The sequence below is a fragment of the Micromonospora coriariae genome (assembly GCF_900091455.1).
Lineage (GTDB): Bacteria > Actinomycetota > Actinomycetes > Mycobacteriales > Micromonosporaceae > Micromonospora > Micromonospora coriariae.
The window spans coordinates 2397269-2414633 of record NZ_LT607412.1; the positions used below are offsets into that span (position 1 = coordinate 2397269).

The 17365-nt window shown below is 72.3% G+C and carries 12 protein-coding genes; 4 read left to right on the forward strand and 8 right to left on the reverse strand.

The annotated features are described in order from the left end of the window. Positions 1–66 precede the first annotated feature (66 nt). On the forward strand, positions 67–561 hold the full coding sequence (locus GA0070607_RS11195; RefSeq protein ID WP_089018145.1) for a GbsR/MarR family transcriptional regulator: 495 nt from the start codon (positions 67–69) through the stop codon (positions 559–561). A 9-nt stretch (positions 562–570) separates the two neighbouring features. Here the strand turns inward: GA0070607_RS11195 and GA0070607_RS11200 are convergent, their stop codons facing one another. After that, the gene (locus GA0070607_RS11200; protein WP_089018146.1) at positions 571–1125 is read right to left on the reverse strand and encodes a response regulator; all 555 of its coding nucleotides are present in this window, start codon (positions 1123–1125) and stop codon (positions 571–573) included. Beyond that, positions 1122–5489 carry a HAMP domain-containing protein gene (locus GA0070607_RS11205; protein ID WP_089021790.1) on the reverse strand — a complete coding sequence of 1456 codons (4368 nt, stop codon included), beginning with the start codon at positions 5487–5489 and terminating at the stop codon, positions 1122–1124. Before GA0070607_RS11205 ends, GA0070607_RS11200 begins: the two co-directional genes overlap by 4 nt. 338 nt (positions 5490–5827) lie before the next feature. Between GA0070607_RS11205 and GA0070607_RS11210 the strand changes: the two genes are divergently transcribed. Beyond that, the gene (locus tag GA0070607_RS11210) at positions 5828–7903 is read left to right on the forward strand and encodes a SpoIIE family protein phosphatase (RefSeq protein WP_089018147.1); all 2076 of its coding nucleotides are present in this window, start codon (positions 5828–5830) and stop codon (positions 7901–7903) included. Positions 7904–7986: 83 nt separating this feature from the next. Here GA0070607_RS11210 and GA0070607_RS11215 read toward each other — a convergent pair whose 3' ends face one another. After that, positions 7987–9345, reverse strand: coding sequence for an FAD-binding oxidoreductase (locus GA0070607_RS11215; protein WP_089021791.1), 1359 nt, complete (start codon positions 9343–9345; stop codon positions 7987–7989). 96 nt (positions 9346–9441) lie between these two features. Here GA0070607_RS11215 and GA0070607_RS11220 point away from each other — a divergent pair, with 96 nt between their 5' ends. Continuing rightward, positions 9442–11538 carry a S9 family peptidase gene (locus GA0070607_RS11220; protein ID WP_089021792.1) on the forward strand — a complete coding sequence of 699 codons (2097 nt, stop codon included), beginning with the start codon at positions 9442–9444 and terminating at the stop codon, positions 11536–11538. 19 nt (positions 11539–11557) lie between these two features. Further along, on the forward strand, positions 11558–11734 hold the full coding sequence (locus GA0070607_RS32305; RefSeq protein WP_157743131.1) for a hypothetical protein: 177 nt from the start codon (positions 11558–11560) through the stop codon (positions 11732–11734). 55 nt (positions 11735–11789) lie between these two features. Here GA0070607_RS32305 and GA0070607_RS11225 read toward each other — a convergent pair whose 3' ends face one another. The 5 genes from GA0070607_RS11225 to GA0070607_RS11245 form a co-directional block, all read right to left on the reverse strand. Continuing rightward, positions 11790–13913 carry a bifunctional polysaccharide deacetylase/glycosyltransferase family 2 protein gene (locus tag GA0070607_RS11225; protein ID WP_089018148.1) on the reverse strand — a complete coding sequence of 708 codons (2124 nt, stop codon included), beginning with the start codon at positions 13911–13913 and terminating at the stop codon, positions 11790–11792. A gap of 2 nt (positions 13914–13915) precedes the next feature. Further along, entirely contained in the window at positions 13916–14338 is a 423-nt protein-coding gene (locus GA0070607_RS11230) for a superantigen-like protein SSL4 (RefSeq protein ID WP_089018149.1), read from the reverse strand. 113 nt (positions 14339–14451) lie between these two features. Continuing rightward, entirely contained in the window at positions 14452–15975 is a 1524-nt protein-coding gene (locus GA0070607_RS11235; RefSeq protein WP_089018150.1) for an FtsX-like permease family protein, read from the reverse strand. After that, on the reverse strand, positions 15972–16673 hold the full coding sequence (locus tag GA0070607_RS11240) for an ABC transporter ATP-binding protein (RefSeq protein ID WP_089018151.1): 702 nt from the start codon (positions 16671–16673) through the stop codon (positions 15972–15974). The genes GA0070607_RS11235 and GA0070607_RS11240 overlap by 4 nt, the downstream gene beginning before the upstream one ends. Beyond that, positions 16670–17206, reverse strand: a complete 537-nt coding sequence (locus tag GA0070607_RS11245) for a PadR family transcriptional regulator (protein ID WP_089018152.1) — start codon at positions 17204–17206, stop codon at positions 16670–16672. Before GA0070607_RS11245 ends, GA0070607_RS11240 begins: the two co-directional genes overlap by 4 nt. Between the last annotated feature and the right edge of the window lie 159 nt (positions 17207–17365).

Sequence of the window (17365 nt, forward strand, 5' to 3'; positions counted from 1 at the left end):
AAAGTTGTGAAGACTGTGAGATCCGGGGCACCATCGGGGCCACACAAGCAGGCAGGAGAGATCGCCATGGCAGCCACCGACGGCCACGACCCGGTGCACCTGTTCGTCGAGCGGATGGCCTTGACGTTCGCCGAGGTCGGTTCTCCGCGCATGGCCGCCCGGGTGCTGTTCACCGTGATGAGCGCGGACGATCCGTTGACCGCCGCCGAGATCGGCGAGCGGCTCGGAGTGAGCGCGGCGGCGGTCAGCGGCGCGGTCCGCTACCTCACCCAGTTCGGCATGCTGATCCGCGAACCGGTCCCGAGGTCCCGCCGGGATCGCTACCGGATGCCGGACAACCCCTGGTACGAGGCGACCATCACCAAGACCGGGATCTACAAGACGTTCATCGACGTGGCCGAGTCCGGGGTGACCGCCCTCGGGCCCGACACGCCGGCCGGCGAACGGGTGGCCGAGATGCGCGACTTCTTCCTCTTCGTGCAAGAGGAGATCGACTCGCTGGGCGAGCGCTGGCGGGCCCGACGGGCCGCCACCGGCCACGTCCGGCCCGGCGAGGCCTGAGCACCCTCGTCAGGAGGTGTTGCCCCAGCGGGCCTGCTCCAGCAGCCGCACCGCCCGGTCCCGGCTCTCCGGGTCGTCGGAGCGGAGCAGGGTGGTCGCCTCGTCGACCGCGTCGGTGAGCCGCCGCCACTGCGTGTCGCGCTCCCGCACCAGGTCCGACTGGGCGGCCAGCTGCCGGGTCTTCACCCACAACTCGACGAAGACCGACACCTTGGCCCGCAGCACCCACGGGTCGAACGGCTTGGTCAGGTAGTCCACCGCGCCCACCTGGTACCCGCGCAGGGCGAGCTGGGCGTCCCGGTCAGCGGCGGTGAGGAAGATGATCGGCACGTGCCGGGTCCGCTCCCGGCGCTTGATGTGGCTGGCCGTCTCGAAGCCGTCCATGTCCGGCATCTGAGCGTCCAGCAGGATCACCGCGAAGTCGTCCACCAGCAGTTGCTTGAGCGCCGCCTCGCCGCTCTCCACCGCCACCGACTGGACCGGCAGGCCCTGGAGGATCGCCTCCAGGGCCATCAGGTTTTCCCGCCGGTCGTCCACGAGCAGCGCCTTGGCGATCTGGGTCACGAAGTCTCCTCGGTCCGGCTGCCGCTGATCCAGGACGACATCAGCTCGATCAGATCGTCCAGGTCGACCGGCTTGGTGATGTAGTCGCTGCCCCCGGCCGCGAGCGCCGACTCACGGTCGCCCGGCATCGCCTTCGCGGTCAGGAAGACGACCGGCAGGTCGGCGAACCGGTGGTTGCGCCGGATCTGGCGGGTGGTCTCGTACCCGTCCTGGTCCGGCATCATGGCGTCCATCAGCACGATGTCCACCTCCGGATGCTCGGCCAGCAGGCGGACACCGTCCGCCCCGTTGTCCGAGTACAGCACGGTCATCCCGTGCAGCTCCAACGCACTGGTCAGGGCGAAGACGTTGCGCACGTCGTCGTCCACGATCAGCACGGTCGCGCCGTCCAGCTGCCGGGTGGCCGGCGCCTCCGGCCGCTGCGGCAGCAGCTCCAGCGGCGGCATCAGCAGCGACGACGGCAGGCCGGCACGCTGCGGGGACGGCGGCGCAGGTGCGACCACCGCGTCCGGGGCCAGCACGTGCGGCACGAACAGGGTGAAGGTCGATCCCTGCCCCGGCGCCGACGCCACAGTGATCGTGCCGCCGATCAACCGAGCCAGATCACGGCTGATCGACAGGCCCAGGCCGGTGCCACCGTAACGGCGGCTGGTGGTGCCGTCGGCCTGCTGGAACGCCTCGAAGATGATCGACAGCTTGTCGTCGGAGATGCCGATCCCAGTGTCGATCACCGTGAACGCGATCACCTGCTGGGCGTTGGTCAACGCCGGAACGTCGAACACCGCGTTCTCCGCCGCCGGGGCGATCCGCAGCGTCACCGCGCCGTTGTCGGTGAACTTCACCGCGTTCGAGAGCAGGTTGCGCAGGATCTGCTGCAACCGCTGCGCGTCGGTGACAAGCGCCGGCGGCAGATCCTTGCTCACCCGCACCTGGAAGTCCAGGCCCTTCTCCTCGGCCTGCGGCGCGAACGCCTGCTCCACGTAGCCGCGGATCTCCGCGAACCGGATCTCGGTCGGCTCGACGTCCATCCGACCTGCCTCGATCTTGGACAGGTCCAGGATGTCGTCGATCAGCCGGAGCAGATCCGAGCCGGCGCTGTGGATGGTCCGGGCGAACTCGATCTGCTTCGGGTTGAGGTTCTGCTCCGAGTTCTCCGCCAGCAGCCGCGCCAGCAGCAGCAACGAGTTCAGCGGCGTCCGCAGCTCGTGGCTCATGTTGGCCAGGAACTCCGACTTGTACGCCGAGGCCCGGGTGAGCTGCTGCGCCTTCTCCTCCAGGCCGAGCCGGGCCAGCTCGATCTCCCGGTTCTTCGTCTCGATGTTGCCCTTCTGCTCGGAGAGCAGGGTGGCCTTCTCCTCCAGCTCGGCGTTGGTGCGCTGCAACTCCGCGGACTGCTCCTGGAGCTCGTGCGCCAGCCGCTGCGACTGGGCCAGCAGCTCCTCCGTACGCCGGTTGGCCTGAATGGTGTTGACCGCGACGCCGATGGTCAGCACCAGCCGCTCCAGGAACGACAGGTGCAGCTCGGAGAAGGCCGCAACGCTGGCGAACTCGATCACCCCGAGCAGCTCGCCCTCGAACAGCACGGGGAGCACCACCAGGTCGGACGGGGGCGTCTCGGCCAGCCCGGAGCGCAGGGTGAGTCGGCTGTTCGGGGAGGCGCTGACCCGGATCGTCCGGCGGGAGAGCGCGGTCTGCCCGACCAGGCCCTCGCCCGGCCCGAAGGTGACGTCGTGCCCCCGCGCCACGTACCCGTACGAGGAGGTCAACCGCAGCCGCATGCTGCCGTCGGTGTCGTCGGCCAGGAAGAAGGCGCCGAGCTGGGCGTCGACCAGCGGGGTCACCTCGGTCATGATCATGCGGCAGACCTCGCCCAGGTCCCGCTGGCCCTGCAACAGGCCGCCGATCCGGGCCAGGTTCGAGTCCAGCCAGCCCTGCTCGGCGTTCTTCTTGGTCGTCTCCCGCAGGGTGACGATCATCTGGTTGATGTTGTCCTTCAGCTCGGCGACCTCGCCCTGCGCCTTGACCGCGATCCGCTGGGTCAGGTCGCCACGGGTCACCGACGTGGACACCTGGGCGATGGCCCGCAGCTGGGTGGTCAGCGTCGAGGCGAGCTGGTTGACGTTCTCGGTCAGGTCCCGCCAGGTGCCGGAGACACCCTTCACCTGCGCCTGACCGCCGAGCTTGCCCTCGATGCCGACCTCGCGGGCCACCCGGGTCACCTCGTCGGCGAACGACGACAACTGGTCCACCATCGTGTTCACCGTGGACTTCAGCTCCAGGATCTCGCCCTGCGCGTCCACGGTGATCTTCTGGCTCAGGTCGCCCTTGGCCACGGCCGTGGTCACCGAGGCGATGTTGCGGACCTGGCTGGTCAGGTTCGACGCCATCGAGTTGACGTTGTCGGTCAGGTCCCGCCAGGTGCCGGAGACACCCTTCACCTGCGCCTGACCGCCGAGCTTGCCCTCGGTGCCCACCTCGCGGGCCACCCGGGTCACCTCGTCGGCGAACGACGACAACTGATCCACCATGGTGTTGACCGTGGACTTCAGCTCCAGGATCTCGCCCCGAGCGTCCACCGTGATCTTCTGCGACAGGTCACCCTTCGCCACAGCCGTGGAGACCTGGGCGATGTTGCGCACCTGGGCGGTCAGGTTCGACGCCATCGAGTTGACGTTGTCGGTCAGGTCCCGCCAGGTGCCGGCGACCCCGCGTACCTGCGCCTGGCCACCCAGCTTGCCCTCGGTGCCCACCTCGCGGGCCACCCGGGTCACCTCGTCGGCGAACGACGACAGCTGATCCACCATCGTGTTGACCGTGGACTTCAGCTCCAGGATCTCGCCCCGAGCGTCCACCGTGATCTTCTGTGACAGGTCACCCTTCGCCACCGCCGTGGTCACCGAGGCGATGTTGCGGACCTGACTGGTCAGGTTCGACGCCATCGAGTTCACGTTGTCGGTCAGGTCCCGCCAGGTGCCGGAGACACCCTTCACCTGCGCCTGACCGCCCAGGTTGCCCTCGGTGCCCACCTCACGCGCGACCCGGGTCACCTCGTCGGCGAACGACGACAACTGGTCGACCATCGTGTTGACGGTGTTCTTCAGCTCCAGGATCTCGCCCTGGGCGTCCACCGTGATCTTCTGCGACAGGTCACCCTTGGCGACCGCCGTGGAGACCTGGGAGATGTTGCGGACCTGGCTGGTGAGGTTGCCGGCCAGCTGGTTGACGTTCTCGGTGAGGTCACGCCAGGTGCCGGAGACGCCGCGTACCTGGGCCTGGCCGCCGAGCTTGCCCTCGATGCCCACCTCGCGGGCCACCCGGGTCACCTCGTCGGCGAACGACGACAACTGGTCCACCATCGTGTTGACGGTGTCCTTCAGCTCCAGGATCTCGCCCTGCGCCGCCACCGTGATCTTCTGCGACAGGTCACCCCGGGCCACCGCGGTGGACACCTGGGCGATGTTGCGGACCTGGGCGGTCAGGTTCGACGCCATCGAGTTGACGCTGTCGGTGAGGTCCTTCCAGGTGCCGGCCACGTTCGGCACCTCGGCCTGGCCGCCCAGCTTGCCCTCGGTGCCCACCTCGCGGGCCACCCGGGTCACCTGCTCGGCGAAGAGCCGCAACGTGTCGGTGAGGTAGTTGATGGTGTGCGCCAGCTCGGCGACCTCACCCTTGGCCGACACGGTGATCTTCTGGGACAGGTCGCCCTTGGCCACGGCCGTGGACACCTGGGAGATCGACCGCACCTGGTAGGTGAGGTTCGACGCCATGGTGTTTACCGAGTCGGTGAGGTCCTTCCAGGTGCCCGCGACGCCCCGGACGTCGGCCTGACCACCCAGCTTGCCCTCGGTGCCCACCTCACGGGCCACCCGGGTCACCTCGTCGGCGAACGACGAGAGCTGATCGACCATGGTGTTCACGGTGCGCCCGATGCGCAGGTACTCACCACGCAGCGGCCGGCCGTCGATCTCCAACGCCATGTGCTGGGACAGGTCGCCGTCCGCCACCGCCACGATGACCCGGGCGATCTCGGTGGTGGGTCGGCCCAGGTCGTCGATCAGCGAGTTGATCGCCCGCTGGCCCTCCGCCCAGGAGCCGTCCAACCCCTCGTCGTCGAGCCGCTCGGTGAGCCGGCCGTCCCGACCGACGATCCGGCTGATCCGCCGCAGGTCCAGGTACTGCCGTTCCTGGAGCGAGACCACCTCGTTGAAGGCGTCCGCCACCTCGCCGCCCTTACCGGCGCGGCGGGGCAGCCGGACCTTCAGGTCGCCGCGACGGACCCGTCGCAGCGCCTCGGTCAACTCACCGAGGAGCGCCTCGTGGTCGGCTGCGGACGGATCCGCCACCGACTGCTTCGCCGTGGTCATCATTCCTCGCTCAACTCGGGGGCGCCGGCCCGTACGCACACGCCAGCACCCCATATTGTGCCCGCGCGCGCCGCAGTGCCAGGGTTCGCGACCCGCCGATCGGCTTCGGCGAACCCGCGGATCTGCTCGATGTCACCGATTCGGAACGGCCGGTCACGGACCTCGCGCGGGTGCCGAACCTGCGCGGCACCGACCCGATCGCGCCCTGTCGGTTGGGGAGCGTCCCGTTAAGAGGGGGCCCCTGCTCTACCGCAGGCGTTAACAAGGGGCCCTTCCTTCCCCCGGCGCGATGGCCGATCGGGTTGGCACCCGGTAGGGGGACGGTGGAGGATACGGGAGTGTCAGCCGAGGCGGGGCCCGCGACGGCCGGGGCCCGGAACGGGGCGGTCCGGCGTGTCCGCCTGCCCGCTGACCGGCGTACGCCGGCCGCCGCTCGCGCCGTGGTGCGCTCGGTGCTGGCCGAAGCGCACCTGGACGAGCTGGCCAACGAGGCGCTGCTGCTCACCACGGAGCTGACGACCAACGCCGTCGAGCACGCCCGCACCGAACTGGACATCGAGGTCGTGGCGGACGAGGTCGGGCTGTCCGTGACCGTCTCCGACTTCGCGCCCGGGTCGGGCGACGAGCTGACCGTCGGCACCCGCAACGACGCCACCGAGATCAACGAGGTCTCCGAGCGGGGCCGGGGGCTCCTACTCGTCGACCACTTCGCCAGCCGCTGGGGCACCACGTACCTGCCCACGGGCAAGGGCGTCTGGTTCCGGCTGGACCGCCCCGGCGTCGACCCGCCGGCCGAGGGCACAGCGGGTGGCGAGTCGATGCCCGGCAGCGCCGGCCCGGGGGCCGCCGTCGACAGCTCCGCGCCGAGCGCCAGCGCGATGAGCGAACTCATGCAGACCGCCCCCGACGTGTACGCGGACGATCCGCTGCCCGACTTCGCCACCAACCTGCTCAGCCGGGTCGCCGAGATGGTCGGCGCGGCCGGCGGCATGATCCGTCTGGACCGGGGCGACGGGCAGGGCCGCCAGGTGCTGGCCCGCTTCGGGCGGCAGCCCCGCGCCGACACGGAGTTGCTCCGGGTGCCGCTGTCGGTGCACCGCCCGTACGCGGGCGAGCTGGAGCTGGACGCCGCACCCTCCGCGTACGCCCGACCGCTGGCGGTGCTGACCGCCGAGCGGCTGTCGCTGCACCTGGAGAACGACCGGCTGCGCCGGGCCGATGTCCGCCGGCAGACGTGGCTGACGTTCCTGGCCGAGGCGAGCGAGTTGTTGGCCCAGTCGCTGGACGTCGAGCTGACCATGGCGCTGATTCCGCAGCTGGTGGTGCCGCGGCTCGGCCAGTGGTGTGCGGTGCACACCACTGACGAGTGGGGTCGGCTGCGGCTGGCGGCGGCCAGCCACGCGGACGAGTCGGTGCTGCCACAGCTGCACAAGGTGCTGGCCGAGACGGGTCCGGACTCGATCCAGGCCCGCCTGCGCGAGGCGTCCCGCAGCGCGGCGCAGATCCCGCTGGGCGGGCCGATGGAGGGTTTCGCGGTCCCGTTGATCGCGCGTGGGCAGCGGCTCGGCACCCTGGCCGTGGGGCGGCACCAGCGGCATCGGCACGACCCGGACGAGGTGTCGGTGCTGGAGGACGTGGCCCGGCGCTCGGCTCTGGCCATCGAGAACGCGCGGATCCACGCCGAGCGCCGCCGGGTGGCGCAGACGCTCCAGCAGTCCCTTCTGCCGCCGGTGCTGCCCGTGGTGGACGGGATCGGCTTCGCCGCCGAGTACGTCCCGACCGGCTACGACGCCGAGGTGGGCGGCGACTTCTACGACGTGGTGCCGATGCTCGACGGCCGCTGGCTGGTGGTGATCGGGGACGTCTCGGGCAAGGGCGTTCAGGCGGCCGCGGTCACCGGGCTGGTCCGGGACGTCATCCGGGTGCTGGTCGGCGACGGCAAGCCGTTGCCGGAGGCGCTGGCCCGGCTCAACGAGACGCTGGTCGAGCGGGGCGGCGGCCGGTACTGCACGTTGGCCCTGGCCGCGGTCGGATTGGGCGACGGCGGCCGGCTGGACGTCTCGCTGCACCTGGCCGGGCACGACCGGCCGGTGTTGCTGGCCGCTGGTGGCGGCGCCGGTTTCGTGGGCACCGGGGGCACCGCGCTGGGCCTGCTCGACACGATCACCTCGCCGACGGCGGAGATCACGCTCGCCCCGGGCGACGCCCTGGTCTTCTACACCGACGGGGTCACCGAACGGCGGCGCGGCCGGGAGCTGTTCGGCACCGACCGGCTGCGGGACGCGGCCGCGCCACTGGCCGGCTACTCGGCCGACGTCGTGGCCGCCCGGCTGCGCGCCGCCGCGATCAACTTCTCGGTCGAGCCGCCCCGGGACGACATCGCGATCCTGGTGCTCCGCAACGACGCGGTCTGAGACCGCACCCGGTCATCCCGCCACTGCTCGACACGCACCGGTGGTGGCCGGACTGACGGCCGACCACAGCGGGCGCGCTCGCATCACAGGCCGCCGGGGAGGCGGCCGGGCGCCAGCCGGTGCTCCGGGTCGAGATGCTCCTTGGCGGCCCGCAGCTGGGCCAGGCCGGCCAGCTCGCCCCAGAGGTCGACGGCCTGCCGCACCGGCGCGGGGGCGGACACGACCACGCAGCGGCCCTGCCGGGCCAGCAGCACGCCCCGGACGGCGGCCAGGATGGACGCCACCCGATCGGGGGCCAGTGCGCCGGGCAGCGCCGCGTGCACCACGCCCAGCCCGGCGGAGCCTCGCACCGGAACCGGGGCGCCGGCCGCGTCGCGTAGCGCGTAGACAGCGGCGTGCAGGTCGCTGATCGGCACCTCCAGGCGCAGCGCCGTGTCGCCGGGCGCGAACGGGTAACGGCGCCACCAGGGCGGCGCGGAGTGCGCGACGGTCGCCTCCCCGTGCAGCAGGCCGACCAGGCGCTCTGCGCGCTCCGTGACATCGGGTCGGCCGCCCTCGAGCAGCACCACCAGGCTGCCCGCCCGGGACGGGGCACCGGATCGCCCGGACATCGACGGGTGACGTTCCCGGGCGGTCGTGGCCGGGTGCCCGGGCGGGTACGGCGTGCGCGGCCGGGGCGCCCCGGCCGGAAGGTCCAGCTCGATGGCCGCCGGCTCCAGCCGGGCAGCGAGGATCGTCCGGACCAGGTCATGCACCTCCAGGGGCGTCCACACGGGCCGGGACACCCAGAGCCGGCTGGCCGGCACGGGCTGCACCCGCAGGCTCGCCGACACCAGCACGCCGAGCGCGCCCTGCGAGCCGCAGAGCAGCCGGGCCAGGTCGAGCCCCGGCTCGCCACCGCCGGCGCTGACCAACTCGCCGTCGGCACCCAGGTAGCGGACGCCGAGGAGCTGGTCGCACGGGCTGCCGTGGCGGTGCCGCAGCGGGCCGGCCTCACCGGCGGCGAGCACCCCGCCGAGCGTCGCCCCGGGTGACGGGGCGTCCATCGCCAACCGCTGCCCGGTGCGCTCCAGAGTGGCCTGCACCGCCCGCAGCGGGGTGCCGGCGCCGACCTCGGCCACCGGCGCGCCGACCGGCTCGTGACCGATGCCGGCCAGCCGGCCGGTGTCGAGCATGATGTCGACCTGCACCGGCGTGGCACCCCAGTCGATCTTCGTGCCGGCGCCCCGTGGCACCACCGCCAGGTCGTGCGTGGCAGCCAGCCGCAGCACCTCGGCCGCGGCGTGCGGGCCGCCGGGCACCGCCACCCAGCGCGCCGGCCGCCCGGCGACCTCGTCGGCCGGACCGCCGAGCCGGGCGAACGGCGGACCGCAGATCGCCGTCAACCGTCGGGTGATCTCGAGGGCTCCGGACCGGCCGAGGGAACTCGCTGCTGCAGCCATGCCGGTCATCGTACATGTGTTCGAATGCCGTGGTGGCGACTATCGGGATGCCGCTGGTCCGGCGCGCGGAGCGGGCCGGCCGGTAACGTGGCCGCCGTGACCACCGAGACTGCCCCGCCCACGGCGAAGCGGGTGCCCGCCGAGCGCACCCACCACGGCGACACCGTCGTCGACGAGTACGCCTGGCTCGCCGCCAAGGACGACCCGGAGACGATCGCCTACCTGACCGCCGAGAACGCGTACACCGAGGAGCGCACGGCGCACCTGGCCGCGCTGCGCGCGGACCTGTACGAGGAGATCCGGCAGCGCACCCGGGAGACCGACCTGACCGTGCCGACCCGCAAGGGCGGGCACTGGTACTACACCCGGACGGTGGAGGGGCAGCAGTACGGGGTGCACTGCCGGCGCGCGGTCCGCGACTCCGAGACCGAGCCACCGGTCAGCGCGGACGGCGCACCGCTGGACGGCGAGGAGGTGCTGCTCGACGGCAACCTGCTGGCCGAGGGGCACGACTTCTTCTCGCTGGGCGCCTTCGACGTCAGCCCGGACGGGCGCTGGCTGGCCTACTCCACCGACTTCTCCGGCGACGAGCGGTTCACCCTGCGGGTGAAGGACCTGACGACCGGCGAACTGCTCCCGGACGAGATCCCGGGCACCTTCTACGGCACGGCCTGGTCGACCGACGCCTCTGTGCTGTTCTACGTGACGGTGGACGACGCCTGGCGGCCCAACCGGGTCTGGCGGCACACCCTCGGCTCGGCTGCCGCCGACGACGTGGTGGTCCACCAGGAGGACGACGAGCGGTTCTGGGTGGGCGTGGAGCTGACCCGGTCGGAGAAGTTCATCCTGATCGACATCCACAGCAAGGTCACCAGCGAGGTGCTGGTGATCCCGGCAGCCAACCCGACCGGCGCGCCGGCCGTGATCGCACCGCGGCGGCAGGGCGTCGAGTACACGGTGGAGCACCACGGCCACCGCTTCCTGATCCTGCACAACGACGGCGCGGAGGACTTCGCGCTGGCATTCACGTCGGCGGACGTGCCCGGCGACTGGGTGCCGCTGATCGAGCACAGCCCCGGCACCCGGCTGGAGGCGGTGGACGCCTTCGCGAACCACCTGGTGGTGTCACTGCGTACCGACGGGCTCACCGGGCTGCGGGTGTTGCCGGTCGGCAGCGGCGACGAGTACGACATCGACTTCCCCGAGCCGCTGTACAGCGTCGGGCTGGACGCCAACCCGGAGTACCGCACCGGCCAGGTCCGGCTGCGTTACTCCTCGCTGGTCACGCCGGACTCGGTGTACGACTACGACCTGGTCACCCGGCAGATGGTGCTGCGCAGGCAGAAGCCGGTGCTGCCCGGGCCGGACGGGCGGCCGTACGACCCGGCCGAATACGAGCAGCACCGCGACTGGGCGCTGGCCGACGACGGCACCCGGGTGCCGATCTCGCTGGTCTGCCGGGTCGGCACGCCCCGGGACGGCTCCGCACCCTGCGAGCTGTACGGCTACGGCTCGTACGAGGCCAGCATGGACCCGTGGTTCTCGGTGGCCCGACTGTCACTGTTGGACCGGGGCGTGGTCTTCGCGGTGGCGCACACCCGGGGTGGTGGCGAGCTGGGCCGCCGCTGGTACGACCAGGGCAAGCTGCTGGCCAAGAAGAACACCTTCACCGACTTCGTCGCCTGCGCCCGACACCTGGTCAAGGCCGGCTGGACGGCCAGCGACCGGCTGGTCGCCCGGGGCGCCTCGGCCGGGGGCCTGCTGATGGGCGCGGTGGCCAACCTCGCCCCGGACGCGTTCACCGGGATCGTCGCGCAGGTGCCGTTCGTGGACGCCCTCACCTCGATCCTCGATCCGTCGCTGCCGCTGACCGTCACCGAGTGGGAGGAGTGGGGCAACCCGCTGGAGGACCCCGAGGTGTACGCGTACATGAAGTCCTACACGCCGTACGAGAACGTGGCGCCGGTGGACTACCCGGCGATCCTCGCCGTGACCAGTCTCAACGACACCCGGGTGCTCTACTCGGAGCCGGCGAAGTGGATCGCCCGGTTGCGGGCGGTCGCGCCGGGCGGCGACTACCTGCTCAAGACCGAGATGGGCGCGGGGCACGGCGGCCCGAGCGGCCGCTACGACGCCTGGCGCGAGGAGGCGTTCATCAACGCGTGGATCCTGGACCGCCTCGGCCGCGCCTGACGGTGATCGGGGGGCGGCCATGACCGACGAGGACGAGGACGGCGCGGAGGCCGGCGCGCCGCCGGGTGCGGCCCGGCGCGCGTCCGCCTGGATGATCCTCGCGATCGTGGCCGCCGCCCTGCTCGTCTGCTGCTGCTCGGCCGCCGTCGGCCTGCTGATCTCCTGGTCCGCGGGTCTCTTCCACACCCCGACCTGACCGTCGGCGGCGCGCTCCGCAGCCGGTCAGGTCGGGCGCCAGCCGTGCCGGCCGGTCAACGACGACCGGCGCCGACCAGCGCGGCGGCCTCGCCGGTACGTACCATCCGCTGCCAGCGCAGCCTGTTGCCGACCAGCGCGGTGACCACCGACTGCACCACCACCAGGTACATCAGCTGCCGGTAGACCAACTGCTGCAACGGCAGCGCCCACAGTGGCCCGTACCGCTCCCGATCCAGGTGCAGCGCGTAGCTGGCGGTGGCCGCCTGGAGCAACAGCAGCCCGACCCAGGCCAGGGCGAGGGTCGACCAGGGCAGGAAGAGCAGGCCGTAGACGGCGAACACGTCGACCGCCGGCGCGGTCAGCGGCAGCACGATCTGGAAGACCATGAGGTACGGCAGTCCGCGCCGGCCGAGCTTGCCGCCGGCACCCGACTCACGCGGCGCGTGCCGGTGCTTCCACATCGCCTGCATGGTGCCGTAACACCAGCGGTAGCGCTGCCGCCACAACTGGCGCAGCGAAGAGGGGGCCTCGGTCCAGGCGATGGCCGACTCCTCGTAGATCACCCGCCACCCGGCCCTGAGCACCTGCATGGTCAGGTCGGTGTCCTCGGCCAGCGTGTCCGCCGGCACCCCGCCCACCCGCAGCAGCACCTCCCGGCGGAACGCACCGATCGCGCCGGGGATGGTCGGCATGCAGTTCAGCACGTCGTACATCCGCCGGTCGAGGTTGAAGCCGATCACGTACTCGAGGTGCTGCCACCGGCCGAGCAGCCGGCGCCGGTTGGCGACCTTGGTGTTGCCGCTGATCGCGCCGACCGACGGGTCGGCGAAGCCCTGCACCAGCCGGTGCACGGTGTCCGGCTGGAACACGGTGTCCCCGTCCACCAGCACCAGCAGGTTCGCCCGGGCAGCCCGGATGCCGGTGTTCAGCGCCGCCGGTTTGCCGGCGTTGGCCTGCCGGATCACGCGTACCCCGCGCAGCCGCATCCGCTCGACGATGTCGGCGGTGCCGTCGTCCGATCCGTCGTCCACCACGATCACCTCGAGCAGCGGGTACGCGCTGGCGACCAGGGAGCGGACCGTGGCGGCGATGTTCGCCGCCTCGTTGTACGCGGGAACGATCACCGACACCGGGGCGCGTACCTCTGGCCGGCCAGGCCGGTGCCGGCGGACCCGGCGCACGTGCCGCTGGGCGCAGAACACCTGCACCGCCAGCCGCGCCACGCCGAGCACCAGGGCGACGGCGAGCAGCAGGTTCATCGCACCGGCCGACCAGCGGGCGCCGGTCTGGGTCCAGCGCAGCGCGGTGCCACTCAACCGGGTGCCATCACCTGCCGGAACCATCGACGGCGAGGCGCCGATGCCGGTGGAGACGGTGGTGAACCGGTAGCCCTGGCCGGTCAGAGCGGGCAGCAGTCGGTCCAGCGCGGCCACCGTCTGCGCCCGGTCGCCGCCCCCGTCGTGCATCAGCACCACGGCGCCCTGCCCCCGCCTTGGAGTGGCCGCCTGCACGATGTTGTCGACACCCGGGCGCTGCCAATCCCTGGTGTCCCGGTCAGCGAGCACAGCGACGTGCCCGGTCCCCGCGGCGGCGCGCAGCGCGGCGTACTCGGGCCCGGTCAGCGCCGTCGGCACCGAGGAGAACGGTGGCCGGAGCAGGGTGACCTCCTGGCCGGTCGCCGTGGCGATCGCCTTGCGGGTCAGCGAGAGTTCCAGCTCACGCCGCCAAGCCGGCAGTGCGGCGAGGTCGGAGTGGGTGAAGGTGTGTGACCCGATTTCGTGGCCCTCGGCGAGAATCCGCCGAACCAGTTCCGGATGCTCGTTGACGCGGGCCCCGACCACGAAGAAGGTCGCGTGTGCGCCGTGCCGGCGCAGCACGTCGAGCACCTGCGGGGTCCAGCGCGGGTCCGGTCCGTCGTCGAAGGTCAGCGCGATCGTCCGGTCCGGCAGGGCTCGACTGACCGGCTCTGCCCGATCCAGCCGCAACACCGGGCCGCCCGAGCCGACCTGGGCCGGTACGCCCGGCGTGGCGGAGCCGTCGGCGGCGGGGGCACCGGAGCCACCGGCGAGCCCGGTCACCACGCCGTTGACCGTGAGCGCCGCGAGCAGCAGAAGCAGTCCGAGCAGAAGGAGTAGCCAGTGTGCCCGGGGATCGCGCCGGGCCACGTGTCGCGCCATCGTCACCGGGGCTTACCGGGTGGCCTGCTCGGCTTCGCGGTGTTGCGATGCTGGTCGCTCTGGCCCGGCTGGTCGGTGGCGGTCGGGGCCACCCTGGCCGGCGGGCCGGAACGCCGGGCACCAGCGGTCGGGGTGGGGCTCGGCAGAGGGGTCGACGTGCCGGTCACCGAAGAGGTCGACGGCGGGTCGGCCACCCGCGGCTGGTTGATCGCGTCCACGCCGACCTCCACCGGCCGTGGCGCACGAGGGTCGTCGGACCAGCCGGGCAGCGGCACCGAGGTGTCCAGGAACAGCCCGGCAGCGATGAGCCCGAGGCTGGTGAGCAGGCCGAGAGCCATCGCGGTCCCGGCGACGACGGTCAGGCGGCGACGCCGACCGGTCCCATCGACGAACACCGGCGGAGCGCCGCCCGGTTGATTGTGCATCTGCCGAACTCCCACCGTTACCGCGTCGCGACCGTCCGGTCCGGCGCCCGAAACCCGATGGTCCGGGTCTCCGGTGCAAACAGCGGCACCGCCGCCGGGAGCGTTACATCCGGTCAGGTCGTACGCAGCTCGTCCACCGCCGTGCTGGCGCGCAGGAAGAGCAGGCCGACCCCGACCGTCAACAGCACAGCGGCCAGCGCGGTGCCGCCCAGCCAGGCCAGCTGCTCCAGCGGTACGTCCGGAACCCGCTCGGCCCCGGCGGTCTCCACGATCCGGACGTACTGCTGCCGGGTCGCCGGATCGTCGCAGAGTGCCGCCGTGGCGTCACAGACCTCGGACGACGACATGCCGATCGTCGCCTTCGGGAAAAGCCCGCGGCCGAGCAGCGTGCCGACGCCGAGGGCGAGCACGATCGCCGGCACGGCGGGAGTCAGCGCCTGCCAGGCGACGGAGCGGCTCAGGGTGGCTCGAGGTACGCCGGTGGCGACCAGGGCGGCGTAGGCCCGGCGGCGGGACACGATCCCCTCCACGAGCGCGACGATCAGCCCTCCGGCGGCGATCAGCACGGCCAGCGCGACCGCCGAGTCGACCAGATTCATGGTGGACAGGTAGAACGAGTCGGCACCCGCGTCGACTCCGTCGCGCAGGTTCTGTTCCCGGTCGAGTGCGTCCTGCGCCACGAAGTAGGCGCGCAGCGCGGCCGCGCCGGCACCGAAGATCAGAGCGGCCAGCAGCGCGGCGAACGTACGGCTGCCCGCCCAGGGGTCGGACATCAGCCGGCCCGCGGCGAGCAGCGCCGGCGGACGGCGGGCGTGCCGGCGCAGCAGCCGGCCGCAGGTGTACGAGATCCAGCCGGTGCCGATCACCACCCCGATCATCGCCGCGAGGCCACCTGCCAGGAACAGCAGCGGCACCAGCCAGCTCAGCACCTCATCGTTGCCGTCGAAGCGGTACAGCACCGGCCGGACCGCCGCGAAGGACGCCAGCCCCAGCCCGATCAGCAGCCCCGCCCAGGGGCGTGGTCCGCGTTCCCTCGCGGCCTTGCGGGTCACTCCGAGCGGGCTGGTGGTGACCCTGCGCAGCATCAGGGCGGTGGCCAGCGCCGCTACCACCGGCAGACCGAGCACCACCGCGGCCAGCGCCCCGGCCGACGGCAGCACGTCGGTCGGCAGGGCGAGTTGCCCCTGCGCATCCGGCCGGTGCAGCAGCTCCCGGCCGGCCAGGTAGACGCCCAGCCCGACGACGGTCCCGATCAGGCTGGCCAGCCCGGTCTCCAGCACCGCCAGCCGGGTGACCTGGCCGGGGGTGGCGCCGGCCAGCCGGAGTGCGGCGAGCCGCCGGTCCCGGCTCGGCGCGCCGAGCCGGGCGCACTGGCCGGCCAGTGCCAGCACCGGGACGGTCAGCAGCAGCAACGCGAACGCGGTGCCGCCGCGCAGCCCAGGCTCCCGCAGCAGCTCATTGCGGTACTGCTCGGACTCCGCCCACGCGTCACCGACGGGCTTGTCGATGGCCAGCACGGTGAGCGCCGCCAGACCGGCCAGGGTCGCCAGCAGGGCGCTGAGCGCGGTGAGCACCACCCGGGCGGTGTCGGTGCGGGTGCCGGCCAGCGCGAGCCGGACCAGCGTCGCCGGCCTCACCGGGAGCCGCCGGCCAGCGGCACGTCGAGCCCCAGGCCGCTGTGGTCGACCAGGCCGTCGCGCAACACGATCTCCCGATCGGCGTACGCGGCGATCCGCGGCTCGTGGGTGACCAGCACGACGGCGGTGCGCTGCTCGCGGGCGAGCCGGACCAGCTGGGTGAGCACCTGCTCGCCGGTGAGGGTGTCCAGCGCGCCGGTCGGCTCGTCCGCGAAGAGCACCCGGGGCTCGGTGACGAGGGCCCGCGCGGTGGCGCAGCGCTGCTGCTGCCCGCCGGACATCTCGCCGGGCCGAAGGTCGGCCAGCTCGGCCACCCCGAACCGCTCCAGCCAGGTGAGCGCCGCCGTCCGTGCCTCTCGCCGCCCCGTGCCGGCGAGGAGCAGGGGCAGGGCGACGTTCTCCGCCGCCGTCAGTTCGGCCACCAGCTGGCCGAACTGGAACAGCACACCGAACTCGGTGCGCCGCAGCCGGGACCGGGCAGCCTCCGACAAGGTGTCGATCCGGTGGCCGCGCCAGGTGACCTCGCCGGCGTCGGGCCGCAGGATCCCGGCCAGACAGTGCAGCAGGGTCGACTTGCCGCAGCCGCTCGGGCCGGTGACGGCGACGATCTCGCCCTCGGTCACGTCGAGCGTCACGCCGCGCAGGGCGGGCGTCGGGCCGTACGCCCGAACCACGCCGCGAGCCTGGAGTTGCGTCACGGATGCACCTCCCGGTGCCAGTCGGCGACCCGATCCAGCGTGGTGTGCAGCCACCGCAGGTCCGCGTCGAGGTGGGCGAGCGCGAAGTCGGCCGCGACCACGTCGCTGAGGGTGGCTGCCGGGTCGGCCTTGACGGCGGTCAGCTCACGCAGCCGCGCGGTGTGCGCGGCGCGCTGGGCGATCAGGTAGGACCGGGCCCGGTCGACGTCGGCTACCAGCAGCGCCACCACGACCTTGGCGAAGAGCGTGCTGGCCACATACGGCATCGGGGGCTCCACGGTGGACAGCCACCGGTCGAGCGTGGCCCGACCCTCACCGGTCAGCGCGTACGCCGTGCGGTCGGGCCCGGCCGCACGGTCCTGACCGGCGGCGGCCACCAGGCCGTCGCGTTGCAGACGACCGAGAGTGGCGTAGACCTGCCCGAAGGCCAGCGGCCGAGCCCGGGGCAGCCGCTCGTCGTGCGCACGCTTGAGCTCGTAGCCGTGCCGGCTGCCACCGGCGAGCAACCCGAGCAGAACGTGCGGCGTGGACACCCCTGAACTATTCACCCAGCGAATACCCCTGTCAACACCCCCACCACCCCACCCACCCCACCCTCCGCGCCCCACCCACCCCGGTGATCATGAAGTTATTGCCACGACACGCCGCGCGTGCCAGCAATAACTTCATGATCAACGGGGGCCAGCGGGCCA

What these genes read in the sequence shown, in the direction of transcription:
- GA0070607_RS11195 (WP_089018145.1), top strand. Translation starts at nt 67, where the DNA reads ATGGCAGCCACCGACGGCCACGACCCGGTGCACCTGTTCGTCGAGCGG.
- GA0070607_RS11205 (WP_089021790.1), bottom strand. Translation starts at nt 5,489, where the DNA reads ATGACCACGGCGAAGCAGTCGGTGGCGGATCCGTCCGCAGCCGACCAC.
- GA0070607_RS11215 (WP_089021791.1), bottom strand. Translation starts at nt 9,345, where the DNA reads ATGGCTGCAGCAGCGAGTTCCCTCGGCCGGTCCGGAGCCCTCGAGATC.
- GA0070607_RS32305 (WP_157743131.1), top strand. Translation starts at nt 11,558, where the DNA reads ATGACCGACGAGGACGAGGACGGCGCGGAGGCCGGCGCGCCGCCGGGT.
- GA0070607_RS11225 (WP_089018148.1), bottom strand. Translation starts at nt 13,913, where the DNA reads ATGGCGCGACACGTGGCCCGGCGCGATCCCCGGGCACACTGGCTACTC.
- GA0070607_RS11230 (WP_089018149.1), bottom strand. Translation starts at nt 14,338, where the DNA reads ATGCACAATCAACCGGGCGGCGCTCCGCCGGTGTTCGTCGATGGGACC.